This is a genomic window from Streptomyces sp. NPDC127190 (assembly GCF_042672505.1).
Classification (GTDB): Bacteria; Actinomycetota; Actinomycetes; order Streptomycetales; family Streptomycetaceae; genus Streptomyces.
The window spans coordinates 111,093-128,590 of the sequence record NZ_JBHXVE010000023.1 but is presented as its reverse complement, the minus strand read 5'-3'; the positions used below and the strand labels follow the sequence as shown (position 1 = coordinate 128,590).

Sequence of the window (17,498 nt, the reverse complement as noted above, 5' to 3'; positions counted from 1 at the left end):
CCGCCCGCCGCCGCTCGTCTAGGTTGATCCCGCGGGCGGGGGCGCTCGGCCGCCCGATCGGCGGGGTGCCCGAGTCCGGTGAGAGGGGTGCGCTCATCGTCGCGCACACCGTCGTCTCCGTCGGTCCGTACGCGTTGATCATCCGGCGTCCGGGCGCCCACCGGGCCACCAGCTCCGGGGCACACGCCTCACCCGCCACCACCAGTGTCGACACGGTCACCGCGGCCTGCGGCAGGGCGGCCAGCACGGACGGGGGCACGGTCGCATGGGTGACCGCGAGCTGCGGGTCGGTCAGCGCGGCGACCGGCTCCGCCGCCGGGGGCAGCACCAGGGCCGCGCCGCGCAGCAGGGCGGTGAAGACCTCCGACACCGAGGCGTCGAAGCTGGGCGAGGCGAACTGGAGCACCCGGCTGTCGGGTTCGATCGCGAACCGCTCGATCTGGGCGGCGACCAGACTCGCCACGCCGGTGTGGCTCACCATGACGCCCTTGGGGCGGCCGGTGGAGCCGGATGTGTAGATCACGTAGGCCGGATGCCGGAGGTCGACGGCGATCTCGGGGTCGGTGTCCGGCCGGTCGTCCGCGGTGACCATGGCGGGGTCGTCGATCACCGCCGTGGGGCGGGCGTCGTCCAGCATGAAGGCGATCCGGGACGGGGGATAGGACGGGTCCACGGGAAGGTAGGCGGCTCCGGCCTTCAGCACGCCGAGGACCGCCACGACGGACTCGACCGACCGGGGCAGGGCCACCGCCACGATCTGCTCCGGGCCGACGCCCTGGGCGATCAGCTCGTGGGCGAACTGGTTGGCCCGGGCGTTCAGCTGACGGTAGGTCAGCTCGGTGTCGCCGCAGACCAGTGCGACCGCGTCCGGCACCGCCGCCACCCGCGCCGCGAACGCCTGCGCCACCGGTACCGCGTCCACCTCACGGGCGGTCGCGTTGCCGCCCTCCAGCAGCCGGTGCCGCTCCTCGGCGTCCAGGATGTCGATCAGCCCGATCGGCTGCTCCGGGTCGGCCGTGACCGCCTCCAGCAGGAGCGTCCAGCGCCGGGCGAGCGCGGCGACCGTGTCCCGGTCGAACAGGTCGGTGGCGTACTCGACCACACCGGTGATCCCGGCCGGGGAGCCGTCCGGACCGAACCGCTCGGCGAGGTTCACACCGAGGTCGAACTTGGCGGTTCCGGTGGCCACCGCATAGGTGGCGACCTCCAGACCGGGCAGCGAGAAGCGGCCCATCGGCGCGTTCTGCACGGCCAGGATGGTCTGGAACAGCGGGTGGTGGGAGAGCGACCGGGAGGGGTTCAGCACCTCGACCAGGTGCTCGAACGGCACGTCCTGGTGCGCGTAGGCCGACAGCGCCGTCTCCCGCACCCGCGCCAGCAGCTCGGCGAACGTCGGGTCACCACTGGTGTCGGTGCGCAGCACCAGCGTGTTCACGAAGAACCCGACCAGGTCGTCCAGCGCCTCGTCGGTACGCCCCGCGATCGGGCTGCCGATCGGGATGTCCGTCCCCGCGCCCAACCGCGTGTACAACGCAGCCAGAGCCGCGTGCAGCACCATGAACAGACTGGTCCCGGTGCGCCGCGCCAACTCCACCAGCGCCGCGTGCAGTTCGGGGCCCAGCTCCAGGCCGACCTGGTCGCCGTGCCAGCGGGCGACGGCCGGCCGGGGCCGGTCGGTGGGCAGCTGGAGCAGCTCCGGCAGCTCGGACAGCTGGTCCTTCCAGTACGCGAGCTGCTCGGCGAACCGGCTCTCCGGGTCGGCGGCGTCACCGAGCAGCTCGCGCTGCCACAGCGTGTAGTCCGCGTACTGCACCGGCAGGACCGGCCGGTCCGGTGTGCGGCCCTCGCACCGGGCGGCGTACGCCTCCGCCAGATCACGGGCGAGCGGACCGGTGGACCAGCCGTCGCCCGCGATGTGGTGCATCACCAGCAGCAGCACATGCTCCGTAGGCGAGAGCGTGAACAGCTCCGCCCGCAGCGGCGGCTCCGCCGCCAGGTCGAACGGCAGCCGCGCGAACTCGGCCAGCCGCCCGGGCAGTTCGGCCTCCGACACCTCCGTCGACCGCACCCGGGGCCGGGCCGCACCCGGGTCCAGGACGCGCTGGCAGGGCACGCCGTCGACCTCAGGGAAGACCGTCCGCAGACTCTCGTGGCGGGCCACCACGTCGGACAGCGCCCCGTCCAGCGCCGCGGTGTCGAGCGTTCCGGTCAGCCGCAGCGCCAGCGGGATGTGGTACGTCGCCGCGGTGCCGTCCATGCGGTGCAGGAACCAGAGCCGCCGCTGAGCGAACGACAGCGGGACCACGTCCGGACGCGCGTGCGCCGTCAGCGCCGGGCGGGCCCGGCCGGCCTCGGCCAGCGCCGCCGCCACTCCCGCCGCGGTGGGCGCCTGGAAGAGCGCGCGCAGCCCCAGCTCCACGCCGAGCACCGAGCGGATCCGCGCGACCAGCCGGGTGGCGAGCAGGGAGTGTCCGCCCAGGTCGAAGAAGTCGTCGTCGGCCCAGACCCGCGGTACGCCCAGCACCTCCGCGAACAGCTCGCACAGGATCTGCTCCTGCGGGGTGCGCGCCGCCCGGCCCGGCGCCGTGGCCACCGACTCCGGCGCCGGCAGCGCCGCCCGGTCCAGCTTCCCGTTCGGCGTCAGCGGCAGCGCGTCCAGCACCACGAACGCGGACGGCACCAGATAGTCGGGCAGACGGTCGCGCAGGTACGCCGTCAGCTCCGCCGGACGTACGACCGTGCCGGGACGCGCCACCACATAGCCGATGAGCCGGTCGCCGTCGGGGAGGACGGTGGTCTGGGCGACGGCGGGGTGTTCGGCGAGGGCGGCTTCGATCTCGCCGGGTTCGATGCGGAAGCCGCGTACCTTGACCTGCTGGTCGGCGCGGCCGATGTATTCGAGGTCGCCGTCGGTGCGGCGGCGTACGAGGTCGCCGGTGCGGTACATGCGTTCGCCGGGGGTGCCGAAGGGGCAGGGGACGAAGCGGGTGGCCGTCAGTGCGGGCTGGTTGAGGTATCCGCGCGCCAGTCCCGGACCGGCGACGTACAACTCCCCGGGCACGCCCGGCGGCACGACACGCAGACGATCGTCCAGCACGTAGGCCCGGAACCCCGCGACCGGCCGGCCGATCGGCGGGACGCCCGAGTCCGGCGACAGGGGCGCGCTCATCGTCGCGCACACCGTCGTCTCCGTCGGTCCGTACGCGTTGATCATCCGCCGTCCCGGCGCCCACCGGGCCACCAGCTCCGGCGCACACGCCTCACCCGCCACCACCAGGGTGGCCGCCGTGACGTCCGCGCCGTCGAGCGCCGCCAGGACCGAGGGCGGAAGGGTCACATGGGTGACGTCGAGCCCGCGGTCCGTCAGGGCCTCCGCCGGGGCCTCGGCCGGGGCCAGGACGAGGGCGGCACCGGTGAGCAGCGCGCTGCACAGGTCCCAGAACGACGCGTCGAAGCTGGGCGAGGCGAACTGGAGCACCCGGCTGCCCGGCGCCACGCCGAGCCGCTCGACCTGCGCCGCCACCAGCCCCGCCACACCGGTGTGGCTGACCATGACGCCCTTGGGGCGGCCGGTGGAGCCGGATGTGTAGATCACGTAGGCGGGATGCCGGGCGTCGTGGGCGATCTTGGGGTCGGTGTCCGGCCGGTCGTCCGCGGTGACCATGGCGGGGTCGTCGATGACCGCCGTGGGGCGGGCGTCGTCCAGCATGAAGGCGATCCGGGACGGGGGGTACGACGGGTCCACGGGAAGGTAGGCGGCTCCGGCCTTCAGCACACCGAGGACAGCCACGACGGACTCCACCGACCGGGGCAGGGCCACCGCCACGATCTGCTCCGGGCCGACGCCCTGGGCGATCAGCTCGTGGGCGAACCGGTTGGCCCGGGCGTTCAGCTGACGGTAGGTCAGCTCGGTGTCGCCGCAGACCAGCGCGACCGCGTCCGGCACCGCCGCCACCTGCGCCGCGAGCAGCTCCGGCAGGGTCGTGACGGCAGCCCCGCGCTCGGCGGCGGGCAGCAGCTCGCGGCGCTCCTCGGCGGACAGCAGATCGATCTCGCCGATCGGCCGGTCCGGAGCGGCCGCGACCGCGGACAGCAGCCTGGTCCACCGGGCGAACAGGGTCTCCACCGTCGAGTGGTCGAACAGATCGGCGCTGTACTCGACCGCGCCGCTCAGACCGGCCGGCGTGCCGTCGGACCCGTGCTGCTCCGCCAGGCCGAAGGTCAGGTCCAGCCGGGACGTCCCGGTCGGCACGGCCACCTGGGTCGCCCGCAGACCGGGCAGCTCGAAGTCGCCGCCCGGCGCGTTCTGCACGACCAGTCCGGTCTGGAACAGCGGGTGGTGGGAGAGCGACCGGGACGGGTTCAGCACCTCGACCAGGTGCTCGAACGGCACGTCCTGGTGCGCATAGGCCGACAGCGCCGTCTCCCGCACCCGCGCCAGCAGCTCGGCGAACGTCGGGTCCCCGCTCGTGTCGGTGCGCAGCACCAGCGTGTTCACGAACAGCCCGACCAGGTCGTCCAGCGCCTCGTCGGTACGCCCCGCGATCGGGCTGCCGATCGGGATGTCCGTCCCCGCGCCCAACCGCGTGAACAGCGCCGCCAACGCCGCCTGGAGCACCATGAACAGACTGGTGCCGGTATGCCGCGCCAACTCCGCCAGCCCCGCGTGCAGTTCCGCGTCGATCCGGACGTCCAGCAGTCCGCCGCGGTACGACATGGCGGCCGGACGCGGCCGGTCGACGGGCAGGGACAGCTGCTCGGGCAGCCCGGCCAGTGCCTCGGTCCAGTAGCCCACCTGGCGCGCGAACACACTGTCCGCGTCGCGCTCGTCGCCCAGGATCTCGTGCTGCCACAGGGTGTAGTCGCCGTACGCCACCGGCAGCGCGGGCCAGTCGGGCGCCCCGCCGTCCCGCCGGCTCGCGTAGGCCGCGGCGAGATCGCGGGCCAGCGGGCCCATGGACCAGCCGTCACCCGCGATGTGGTGCAGCACCACCAGCAGGACGTGCTCCTGCGGCGCCACGGCGAACAGCTCCGCCCGCAGCGGCGGTTCCGACGTCAGGTCGAAGGCACGCACGGCCGCCTCGCGCAGCAGGGCCGGTACCTCGGCCTCCGCGGCCGTGCGGACCGTCAGCGGGACGGCGGCTTCGGCGGCGTCCAGCACCCGCTGGTGCGGAACACCGGCGGTGTGCGGGAAGACCGTGCGCAGGGTCTCGTGCCGGGCCACCACATCGGCGAGCGTGGCGCTCAGCGCCTCCCGGTCGAGAGCACCGGACAGCCGCAGCGCGAACGGGATGTGGTACGTGGCGCTCGGCATCCCGAACTGCTGGAGGAACCAGAGCCGCCGCTGCGCGAACGACAGCGGCATCGGCTCGCGGCGGGGCCGCGGCACCAGGGCCTGCCGCGCGGTACCGGCGGCGTGCAGCCCGGCGGCGAGCCCGGCGGGCGTCGGCGACCGGAACAGGGCGCGCAGCTCCAGCTCGACACCGAGGGTCGCCCGGACCCGCGAGACCAGCCGGGTGGCGAGCAGGGAGTGCCCGCCCAGGTCGAAGAAGTCGTCGTCCACCCCGGCCCGGGGCACGCCCAGCACCTCGGCGAACAGCTCGCACAGGATCTGCTCCTGCGGGGTGCGCGGCGCGCGGCCGCCCCCGGCGGCACCCGGCTCGGGCGCGGGCAGCGCCGCCCGGTCCAGCTTCCCGTTCGGCGTCAGCGGCAACGCGTCCAGCAGCACGAACGCCGACGGCACCAGATAGTCCGGCACGCGGTCGCGCAGGTACGCCGCGAGCGCCGCCGCGCTCGCCCCGGTCCCGGCCGAGGGGACGACGTACGCGACGATCCGGCCCTCCAGGGCGAGCACCGCGACCTGCGCGACACCCGGGTGCGCGGTCAGCTCGGCCTCGATCTCGCCCGGCTCGATCCGGAACCCGCGGACCTTGACCTGGTGGTCGACCCGGCCGGCGAACTCCAGCTCGCCGCCGGCGCGCCAGCGGACCAGGTCGCCGGTGCGGTACATCCGCGCGCCGGCCGGGCCGTACGGGTCGGCGACGAACCGCCCGGCGCTCAGTCCGGGCCGGTTCAGATAGCCGCGGGCGAGTCCCTCCCCGGCGAGGTAGAGCTCACCCGTCACACCGGGGGCGACCGGCCGCAGGGCCGAATCCAGCACATAGGTCCGGCAGTTGGCGATTGGGCGCCCGATCGGCACCGGCAGCGGGCAGTCCGCGGGGTCGGCCGGCAGCGCGTACGCGGTGATCACATGGGTCTCGGCGGGGCCGTAGTGGTTGTGCAGCACCCGGCCCGGCCGCCGGGCCTGGAAGCGGCGTACGGCACCGCCCAGGCGCATCGCCTCGCCGGCCTGTGCGACCAGCCGCAGGTGCGGCAGCTCCAGCCCGGCTTCCTCGGCGGCCTCGGCCACCGCCTCGACCACCAGGTTCGGCGCGAACAGCTCCTCGACCCGGTGCCGGTCCAGCCACCGGGCGAACAGCTCGGCGCTACGGCGCTGCTCCTCGGTCGGCACCACCAGGGTCTTGCCGTACAGCAGCGCGGAGAGGGTCTCCTGCACCGAGACGTCGAAGCTGATCGCGGTGAACTGCGCGGTGCGCGTGCCCGGTTCGCCGCCGACGGCCCGGTGATGCCACGCCAGCAGGTTCAGCAGCCCGGCCGCGGGCATCACCACGGCCTTGGGGCGGCCGGTGGACCCGGAGGTGTAGATGACATAGGCGGGGTGCCGCCCGTCCACGGCCACGGCCGGGTCGTGCTCCGGCAGCTCCCCGGCCGGGGTGACGGCCGCGAGGTCGTCCAGCACCACGGCCGGCCGCGCGTCCTGGAGCATGTACGCGATCCGGGCGGCCGGGTAGTCCGGGTCGACCGGCAGGTAGGCGGCGCCCGTCTTGAGGACCGCGAGGACGGCGACCACCAGCTCGGCCGAGCGCGGCAGCCGCAGGGCGACGACCTGCTCCGGCCCCACTCCGCGTGCGATCAGCGCGTGCGCCAGCCGGTTGGCCCGGCGGTTCAGCTCCCGGTACGTCAGCACGGTGTCCTCGAACACCACCGCCGGCGCCTCGGGGGTCGCCCGCGCCTGGTCCTCGAACAGGGACGGCAGGGTGGCATCCGGGACCGGGCGGGCGGTGTCGTTGCGGACGACCAGCAGCTCGTGCCGTTCCTCGGCGGTGAGGACGTCGATCCGGCTCAGCGGTCGGCCCGGCTCGGCGACCACCGAGGCCAGCAGGCGCAGCCACCGGGCGACCAGCGCCTCCACCGTGGTGCGGTCGAACAGGTCGGTGCTGTACTCGACCCGCCCGACGATGCCCTCGGCCGGTCCTCCGGTACCGCCGCGCTCCAGCAGGTGGAAGCCCAGGTCGAACATGGCCGTCGGCGTCCGCACCAGGACGATCTCGGCGGCCAGACCGCTCAGCGCGAACTCGGTGCGGGGCACGTTCTGGAGCGCGAGCAGCACCTGGAACAGCGGCTGACGGGCCAGCGACCGGGACGGGTTGAGGGCCTCGACCACGTGCTCGAACGGCAGGTCCTGGTGCGCGTACGCGGCCAGCGCGTTCTCCCGGACCCGGCCCAGCAGCTCGGCGAAGGTGGGGTCCCCGCTGGTGTCGGTGCGCAGCACCAGGGTGTTGACGAAGAACCCGACCAGGTCGTCCAGCGCCTGATCGGTCCGGCCGGCGATCAGACTGCCGACCGGGATGTCCGTCCCCGCGCCGAGCTTGTCCAGCACAGCCGCCAGCGCGGCCTGCAACACCATGTACACGCTGGCGCCGTGCTCCCGGCCCAGCCGGACCAGCCCGGCGTGCAGGTCGGCGTCCAGCTCGACGGCCAGGTGACCGCCGGCGTAGGAGGGAGCGGAGGGGCGGTGCCGGTCGGCGGGCAACCGGAGCTGCTCCGGCAGGTCCGCCAACGCCCGCGTCCAGTAGGCCGCCTGGCGGGCGAACAGGCTGTCCGGGTCGTCCGGGTCGCCCAGCAGCCGGTCCTGCCAGAGGGTGTAGTCGGCGTACTGCACCGGCAGCGGCGCCCACTGCGGCTCCTCGCCCCGGCAGCGCGCCGCGTACGCGGTGGCCAGGTCGCCCGACAGCGGGCCCAGCGACCAGCCGTCACCGGCGATGTGGTGCACCACCACCAGCAGCACGTGCTCGTCCGGTGCCGCCTCGAACAGCTCGGCGCGCAGCGGCGGTTCGGTCGCGAGGTCGAATCCGCGCCCCGCCGCCGCGACCAGCAGCCCGGGCAGCTCCGTCTCGTCCGCCCGGGTGACCGGCAGCTGCGGCCGTACCGTCCGCGCGTCCAGCACCTCCTGGTACGGCACCCCGTCGACCTGCGGACAGACCGTGCGCAGGCTCTCGTGCCGGGCCACGAGGTCGGCCAGCGCCTGCTGAAGTGCCGTGCGGTCCAGCGCCCCGGAGAGCCGCCACGCCAGCGGCATGTTGTAGATCGGTGCAGCGCCCTCCAGCTGGTGCAGGAACCACAGCCGGCGCTGCGCGGACGACAGCGGCACCCGCTCGGGCCGCTCCGTCCGCACCAGGGCGAGCCGCGCCCGGTCGGCGCCGCCCAGCGCAGTGGCCACGCCGGCCACCGTCGGGTTCCGGAACAGGGTGTGCAGCGCCAGTTCGACGCCCAGGGTCGCCCGGACCCGGGCCACCAGCCGGGTGGCGAGCAGGGAGTGTCCGCCCAGGTCGAAGAAGCTGTCGTGGAGGCCGACCTGCGTCAGGCCGAGGACCTCGGCGAACAGCCCGGCCAGCACCTGCTCCTGTGGTGTGTGCGGGGCGCCGCCGGCCCGTGATCCGGTGAACTCGGGCGCGGGCAGCGCCTGCCGGTCGAGCTTGCCGTTGGCGGTCAGCGGCAGGGCGTCGAGGGTGACGAACGCGGCGGGCACCATGTAGTCCGGCAGCCAAGCGCGCAGGTGGGCGCGGAGTTCCTCCGGCCGGAGTCCGGCGCCGGTGGCGGGCACCACGTACGCGACCAGGCGAACGTCCTCCGTCTGGTCCCGCCGGGCGATCACCGCGACCTGGCCGACCTGCGGGTGCCCGGCCAACGCCGTCTCGATCTCGCCGAGTTCGATCCGGAACCCGCGCACCTTCACCTGGCCGTCGGCGCGGCCGACGTATTCCAGCTGCCCGTCGGTGCGCCGGCGCACCAGGTCCCCGGTGCGGTACATGCGCTCACCCGCCGCGCCGTACGGGCAGGCCACGAACCGTCCGGCGGTGAGCCCGGCCCGGTTCAGATAGCCGCGCGCGAGGCCCGGCCCGGCGACGTACAGCTCCCCGGTCACCCCCGGCGGCACCAGCTCCAGCCGCTGGTCCAGCACGAAGGCGCGGAACCCGGCGACGGCCGAGCCGATCGGCGGCACGCCCGAACCCGGTGCCAGCGGCTCGCTCATCGTCGCGATGACCGTCGTCTCCGTCGGGCCGTACGCGTTGATCATCCGGCGCCCGGGCGCCCAGCGCGCCACCAGCTCCGGCGGGCATGCCTCACCGGCGACCGCCAGCGTCGGCACGGCCACGGCGTCCGGCGACAGCGCCGCCAGCACGGACGGCGGCACCGTCGCATGGGTGAGGGCAAGGCGCGGGTCGGTCAGCGCGGAGACCGGCTCGGTCGCGGACGCCGGCACCAGGGTGGCACCGGTGAGCAGGGCCCCGCACAGGTCCCACAGCGAGACGTCGAAGCCGGGCGAGGAGAACTGGAGCACCCGGGCGGCCGTGTCGATGCCGAGCCGCTCGACCTGCTCGGCCACCATCCCACGCAGGCCCGCGTGGCTCACCACCACGCCCTTGGGGCGTCCCGTCGACCCGGACGTGTAGATCACGTAGGCCGCGTTCCGGGCGTCCACGGCGACGGCGGGGTCGGTGTCCGGCCACCCGGACACGTCGGCGACCATCGCCGGGTCGTCGACCACCACGGCCGGCCGCGCGTCGTCCAGCATGAACGCGATGCGCGACTCCGGATAGCCCGGGTCGACCGGCAGATAGGCGGCCCCCGTCTTCAGCACGCCCAGGACGGCCACCACGAACTCCGTCGACCGGGGCAGTGCGACCGCCACGAGCTGCTCCGGACCCACCCCCCGGGCGATCAGCGCGTGCGCGAACCGGTTCGCCCAGGCGTCCAGCTGACGGTAGGTCGTCTCCACGCCCTCGAAGGACAGCGCGACGTTCTCGGGTGTCGCCGCCACCTGCGCCGCGAACATCTCCGGCAGGCTCAGGGTGGCCGCCCCGCCCTCGACGGGGGGCAGCAGCGCACGGCGCTCCTCGGCGGACAGCAGATCCAGCCGGCCGAGCCGCTGTCGCGGGTCGGCGACGGCCGCCCGCAGCAGCCGCACCCAGCGGGCGAGCATCGTGTCGACGGTGGCCGGGTCGTACAGGTCGCTCGCGAACTGGACGAACGCGTCCATCCCGGCCGGGGAGCCGTCCCCGGCGTGCCGCTCGGACAGCGAGAAGACCAGGTCGAACTTGGACGTGGTCGTGGGCAGCTGCACCTCGTCGGCGCGCAGCCCCGGTGGGGCGAAGTCGGCCCGGGGCACGTTCTGGAGCACCAGCATGACCTGGAACAGCGGGTGGTGTGCCAGCGACCGCGCCGGGTTGAGGGCCTCGACCAGGTACTCGAACGGCAGGTCCTGGTGGGCGTACCCGGCCAGCGAGGTGTCCCGGACCCGGCCGAGCAGCTCGGCGAAGGTCGGATCGCCCGAGGTGTCCGTACGGAACACCAGCGTGTTGACGAAGTAGCCGACCAGCTCGTCGAGCGCCTGGTCGGTGCGGCCGGCGACCGGGCTGCCGACCGCGATGTCGTCGCCCGCGCCGAGCCTGCTCAGCAGCGCCGCCAGCCCGGCCTGGAGCACCATGAACAGACTGGTCCCGTGCGCGCGGGCCAGCTCGCGCAGCCCGCGGTGCAGCTCCGCGTCCAGCCCGGCCCGCACAAAGCCGCCCCGGTGCGAGGCGACCGCCGCGCGGGGCCGGTCGGCCGGCAGCTGGATCTGTTCCGGCAGACCGGCCAACTGCTGCTTCCAGTAGTCCGCCTGACGGGCCAGCAGGCTGTCCGCGTCGGCGGTGTCACCGAGCAGCTGGTGCTGCCACAGCGTGTAGTCGGCGTACTGGACCGGCAGCTCCTCCCACCGCGGCTCCTCGCCACGGCAGCGTGCCGCGTAGGCGGCGGTCAGGTCCCGCGTCAGCGGGCCCAGCGACCAGCCGTCACCCGCGATGTGGTGGAGCACCAGCTGGAGCACATGCTCGTCCGGCCCCAGCTCGAACAGCTGGGTGCGCAGCGGCACTTCGGCCGCCAGGTCGAACGGACGGGCCTGCGCCGCCGCCAGCACGCCCGGCAGCTCCGCCTCGCCGGTCCGGCACACGTCCAGCCGCGGACGGCCCGCCACGACGTCCAGCACCTGCTGGTACGGCACCCCGTCCACCGCCGGGAAGAGGGTACGCAGACTCTCGTGCCGGCCCGCCACATCCGCCAGGGCGGCTTCCAGGGCCGGCCGGTCCAGCTTCCCGGACAGCCGCCACGCCAGGGAGATGTGGTAGTTGGCGCCCGCACCGTCCAGCTGGTGCAGGAACCAGAGCCGGCGCTGCGCGAACGACAGCGGCACCCGCTCGGATCGCGGCCGGGGCACCAGCGCCGACTGCGCCCGGCCGGCCCCCGCCAGCGCGGCGGCCACCCCGGCCGGGGTCGGGGTCTCGAACAGGGTGCGCAGCTCCAGCTCCACCCCCAGGGTCGCCCGGACCCGGGCGGCCAGCCGGGTCGCCAGCAGCGAGTGCCCGCCGAGGTCGAAGAAGCTGTCCTCGACACCGGCCTCGGCCACCCCGAGCACCTCCGCGAACAGGTCGCACAGGACCTGCTCCTGCGGCGTCCGCGGAGCCCGGCCGGTGGTCACCGGAGCCGACTCCGGCTCGGGCAGCGCCCGCCGGTCCAGCTTGCCGTTGGCCGTCAGCGGCAGGCTCTCCAGCGTGACGAACGCGGCCGGCACCATGTACTCCGGCAGCTGCGCCCGCAGATGCTCGCGCAGTTCGGCCGGGCGCGGGGCGGCACCGGCGGGCGGCACCAGGTAGGCGACCAGCCGGGTGTCGTCGGCCCGGTCCTTCCGCGCCAGGACGGCGACCTGGGCGACGCCGGAATGCGCCGCGAGCGCCGCCTCGATCTCACCGAGTTCGATCCGGAAGCCGCGGACCTTCACCTGGTCGTCGGCCCGGCCCACGAACCGCAGGCCGCCGTCCGCGGACCGGCGCACGACATCGCCGCTGCGGTACATGCGCGCACCGGCCGGCCCGAACGGGTCGGCCACGAAGCGCCCGGCGGTCAGCCCGGGCCGGTTCAGGTAGCCGCGCGCCAGCCCGGCGCCCGCGACGTACAGCTCGCCGGGCACCCCCGGGGGCACCGGCCGCAGACGGGCGTCCAGCACATAGGTGCGCAGGTCCGGGAGGGCCGTACCGATCCGGCCGGCGACGGTACCGGACCCGTCCAGCGCCGCGTGGGTCACATGCACCGTGGTCTCGGTGATGCCGTACATGTTGACCAGCAGCGGAGCGTCGTCCGGGTGCCGCTCGTACCAGCTCGCCAGCCGGGCGTGCTCCAGCGCCTCGCCGCCGAACACCACCGTGCGCAGGGCCAGCGAACGGCTGGTCCCCGGCGCCTCCGCGTCCGCCTGCATCAGCTGGTAGAAGGCGGACGGCGTCTGGTTGAGCACCGTCACCCGCTCACGGGCGAGCAGCTCCAGGAACCGGTGTGGCGAGCGGCTGGTCTCGTGGTCCACGACCACCAGCCGGCCGCCGTACAGCAGCGGGCCCCACAGCTCCCACACCGAGAAGTCGAAGGCGTAGGAGTGGAAGAGGGTCCACACGTCCTCGGCGGAGAAGCCGAACAGCTCCTCGGCGGTGCCGAACAGCCGGACCACGTTGCGGTGCTGGACCACGACACCCTTGGGGGCGCCGGTGGACCCGGAGGTGTAGATGACATAGGCGGGATGGCCCGGGTCGAGGGGAATCTCCGGGTCGGTGTCCGGCAGCCCGCTCGGGACGGCGTCGTCCAGCAGGAGCCGCTCCACCGTCTCCGCACCCGGCAGCCCGCCGATCCGGCTCGTCGTCACGAGCAGCGACGGCCGGGCGTCCCGCAGCAGATAGGCGATCCGGGCGGCGGGATACTCCGGGTCCACCGGCACATAGGCGGCGCCCGCCTTGAGGACCGCGACGACCGCGACCACCAGCTCGGCCGAGCGCGGCAGGGCCAGCGCGACCAGCTGCTCCGGCCCCACCCCGCGGGCGATCAGCCGGTGCGCGAGCCGGTTGGCCCGGGCGTTCAACTCGCCGTACGTCAGCGTGGCTTCGGGGCTCACCACGGCGACCGCCGCCGGGTTCGCCCGTACCTGCCGCGCGAAGAGCGCGGGGATGCTGCTGTCCGGCAGCTCTCCGCTCCGGCCGACGGCGGCCGGCACCAGCGCGCGGAGCTCGTCGGCGGACACCACGTCCACCTGGCCGATCCGCCGGCCGGGGTCGGCCACCACGGCGCGCAGCAGCCGCAGCCACCGCTCGACGATCCCCTCCACGGTCACCGCGTCGAACAGGTCGGTGCTGTACTCCACCAGGCCCGACAGCCCGTCCGTGCCGGGCTCCTCCGTCAGCATGAAGGTCAGGTCGCACTTGGCCGTCCCGGTGTGCACCAGATCGGCCGCCACCCGCAGCCGCGGCAGGTCGAACGTGCCGAGCGGCGCGTTCTGCAACGCGAGCATGGTCTGGAACAGGGGGTGGTGGGCCAGCGACCGGGCCGGGTTCAACGCCTCCACGAGGTGCTCGAACGGCACGTCCTGATGGCCGTACGCGGCCAGCGCGCCGGCGCGCACCCGGCCCAGCAGCTCGGTGAACGACGGGTCGCCGGACAGGTCGGTGCGCAGCACCAGGGTGTTGACGAAGAAGCCGACCAGCTCGTCCACGGCCTCGTCGGTGCGCCCGGCGATCGGCGTACCGATCGGGATGTCGTCGCCCGCGCCGAGCTTGCCCAGCAGAGCGGCCAGCCCGGCCTGGAGCACCATGAAGAGGCTGGCCCCGCCGTCGCGGGCGAGCGCCCGCAGCCCCTGGTGCAGTTCGGCGTCGATCCGCACCGGCAGATGGGCGCCCCGGTAGGACATCGCCGTCGGCCGAGGCCGGTCGAAGGGCAGCTCGACCTGCTCGGGAAGTCCCGCCAACCGCTCCTTCCAGTACGCCAGTTGAGCACCCAGCAGGCTGTCCGGGTCGGAGCCGTCCCCGAGCAGCTCCCGCTGCCAGAGGGTGTAGTCGGCGTACTGGACCGGCAGTGGGGACCACTCCGGCTTCGCGCCCTCGCACCGGGCCGCGTAGGCGGTGGTCAGGTCCCGCGAGAGCGGCCCCATCGACCAGCCGTCACCGGCGATGTGGTGCACCACCAGCAGCAGTACGTGCTCGTCGGCGCCCAGCTGGAACAGCTCCGCGTGCAGCGGCGGCTCCGTGGAGAGGTCGAAGCCGTGCCGGGCCGCCTGTGCCAGCCGGTCCGGCAGGTCGCCCGCGCCGGCCTCGGTCACCCGCAGCCGCGGCCGGGCCCGGTCGGCGTCCAGCACCCGCTGGCAGGGCACGCCGTCGACCACCGGGAAGACGGTGCGCAGACTCTCGTGCCGCTCGACCACGTCCGCCAGGGCGGCGTCCAGGGCCCGCTGGTCGAGGCGGCCGGACAGCCGCAGCGCCAGCGGGATGTTGTACGTGGCGCTCGGGCCCTCCATGCGGTGCAGGAACCACAACCGGCGCTGCGCGAAGGACAGCGGGACCGGCTCGGGCCGCTCGCACGGCCCCAGCGCCGGCCGCGCCCGGCCCGCCTCGTCCACCGCCGCCGCGAGTTCCGCCACCGTCGGCGCGTCGAACAGGTCGCTCAGCCGCAGCTCCACGCCCAGCGCCGACCGCACCCTGGCGACCAGCCGGGTGGCCAGCAGCGAATGCCCGCCGAGGTCGAAGAAGCTGTCGTCCGGCCCGGCCTCGGCGACCCCCAGCACCTCGGCGAACAGCCCGGCCAGCAGGTGCTCGGTCGCCGTGCGCGGAGCGCGGCCCGGTACGCCCGCGGACTGCCCGGGGGCCGGAAGCGCCCGCCGGTCGAGCTTGCGGTTCGGCGTCAGCGGCAGCGCGTCCAGCAGCACGAACGCGCCCGGCACCAGGTACTCCGGCAGCCGTTCGCGCAGGTGCTCCCGGAGCGCGGGTACGGCCACCGTGGCACCGGCCGCCGGCACGCAGTAGGCGACCAGCCGGGCGTCCTCCTCGCTGGGCACCACGACCGCGGCCTGGACGATCTGCGGGTGATCGAGCAGCACGGTCTCGATCTCGCCGAGTTCGATCCGGAAACCCCGGACCTTGACCTGGTCGTCGGTGCGGCCGAGGAACTCCAGGTTCCCGTCCGGCCCCCACCGCACCAGGTCACCCGTGCGGTACATCCGCGCGCCGGCCGGCCCGAACGGGTCCGCCAGGAAGCGTCCGGCGGTCAGCCCGGGCCGGTTCAGATAGCCCCGGGCCAGGCCCGCGCCGGCGATGTACAGCTCACCCGCCACCCCCGCGGGCATCGGCTGCAACGCGCTGTCCAGGACGTACATCCGGGTGTTGTCGACCGGCCGGCCGATCACCGGACGCCGGCTCGACCCCAGCGGCGCGACGGACGCGTTCACGGTGCACTCGGACGGCCCGTAGAAGTTGACGCAGGACACCCCGTCGGCCGTGCGCAGCCGCTCCCACAGCTGCTGCGGGACGGCCTCCCCGCCCGCCGCGACCAGCGCGGGCCGCGCCTGCGGATCGTCCAGCAGCCCCTGGGCGACCAGGACATGGAGGTACGACGGGGTGGCCTCGACGAAGTCGAGGCGGCAGCGCCTGGCGTAGTCGACGAAGGCCTCCGGGTCGGTCCAGGTCGCGTGGTCCAGGACGTGCAGCTCATGGCCCGCGAACAGGCTGAGCAGCTGGTTCCAGGACGCGTCGAAGGACACCGATGTGGTGAGCGCCACGCGCAGCCGGTCCCGCTCCCCGACCAGGGGCGGGTACAGCGCCCGCTGCTGGCCGGCGAACAGGTTGAGCAGGCCCCCGTGCGTCGGCAGCACGCCCTTGGGCCGCCCGGTGGAACCGGAGGTGTAGATGACGTAGGCCGGATGCTCCGGTGCGACGGCCACGTCCGGGTCCGTCGCCGGGCAACCCGCCAGCAGTGCCGCGGTCCGCGGGTCGTCGAGCACCAGAGGTTCGGTGGAACCGGCCTCGGGCAGCCGGTCCCGGGTGCGGGTGTCCGTCACCACCAGGACCGGGCGGGCGTCGTCGAGCATGTACCCGATCCGGGCGGCGGGGTACTCCGGATCGACGGGAACGCAGGCGGCACCGGATTTGAGTACCGCGAGGACGGCCACCACCAGTTCCGCCGAGCGCGGCAGGGCCACGGCGACCAGCTGCTCCGGCCCGGCCCCGCGGGCGATCAGGGCGTGCGCCAGCCGGTTCGCCCGCGCGTCCAGCTCCGCATACGTCAGCGTCGCGTCCGGCCCCACCACCGCGAGCGCGTCCGGAACCGCCCGCACCTGCGCCCGGAACGCCTCCGGCAGGCTCCCGGCACGGGCCGGCCCCGCGTGACCGGTACCCCAGCCCGACAGCTTGTCGCGCTCCTCGGCGGACAGCAGGCCGATCCGGCCGACCGGCTCCCGCGGGTCGCAGGCCGCGACGGCGTCCAGCAGCGCGGTCAACCGCGCCTGGTGCTCTGCGAGTTCGTCGTCGCTCCAGGTGTCGGGCGCTCCCTTCAGTTCGACCTGGACCTCGGCGGCCCCGCGCCGGCCGGTGATCCAGAGGGCGAGCCCGGTGGCCGGGTCCGGGAGCAGATAGTGCAGCGTGGCGGGGTGTCCGGCGAAGGCCGGAGCGGAGTCGAAGACCAGGATGTTGACGACCAGCGGGAACGCCGTGCCGCTGCCGCCGAGGTCCCGGAACAGGTCCTCGCTGCGGTAGCGCTGGTGCGCGAAGGCACCGTCGGCTGCTTCCGCCACCTCGGTGACGAGGTCGTGCCACCGTGTCTCCGGCCGCACCGGCAGGCGCAGCGGCACCACGTTCGCCACCGCGCCGGGCGTGGTGAGCAGGGCCCGTTCGGCTCCCTCGCGCCCGGTGACGGGAAAGCCGATCAGCACCTCCCGGTCTCCGCTGAGCCGGTGTGCGTAGAGGGCCGCCGCCGCGATCAGCGGGCGGGACCAGTGCACTTCGGTCTCCGCCGCCGCCGCGCGCAGTGTGTCCACCCGGAGCACCGCCGGTTCCACCGGGCCGCGCGGGTCGCTCCCACTACGGGGGGTCCGGCCGGTGAGCCGGGCCGGTTCCGGCCGGTCGGCGAGCCGCTCCGTCCAGTACGACCGGTCGGAGCCGAACTGCTCGGAGGCGCGGTAGCCGGCGTCACTGCGGATCAGGTCGTCCAGCGAGCCGAACGGCGACCGCGGAACCGGGCCGCCGCCGGCCAGCGCCGCGTACATCCGGGTCGTGCGGCGCCCCCGCGGGCGGGCGCCGACCCCCCCCAACACCACGGGG

General features: G+C 74.6%; 1 protein-coding gene. It reads right to left on the bottom strand.

Annotated features, from left to right (window positions below):
• Positions 1-17,498: non-ribosomal peptide synthase/polyketide synthase (locus ACFVIU_RS29550; RefSeq protein ID WP_385846236.1), on the bottom strand; the 17,498-nt coding region annotated here is incomplete at both ends.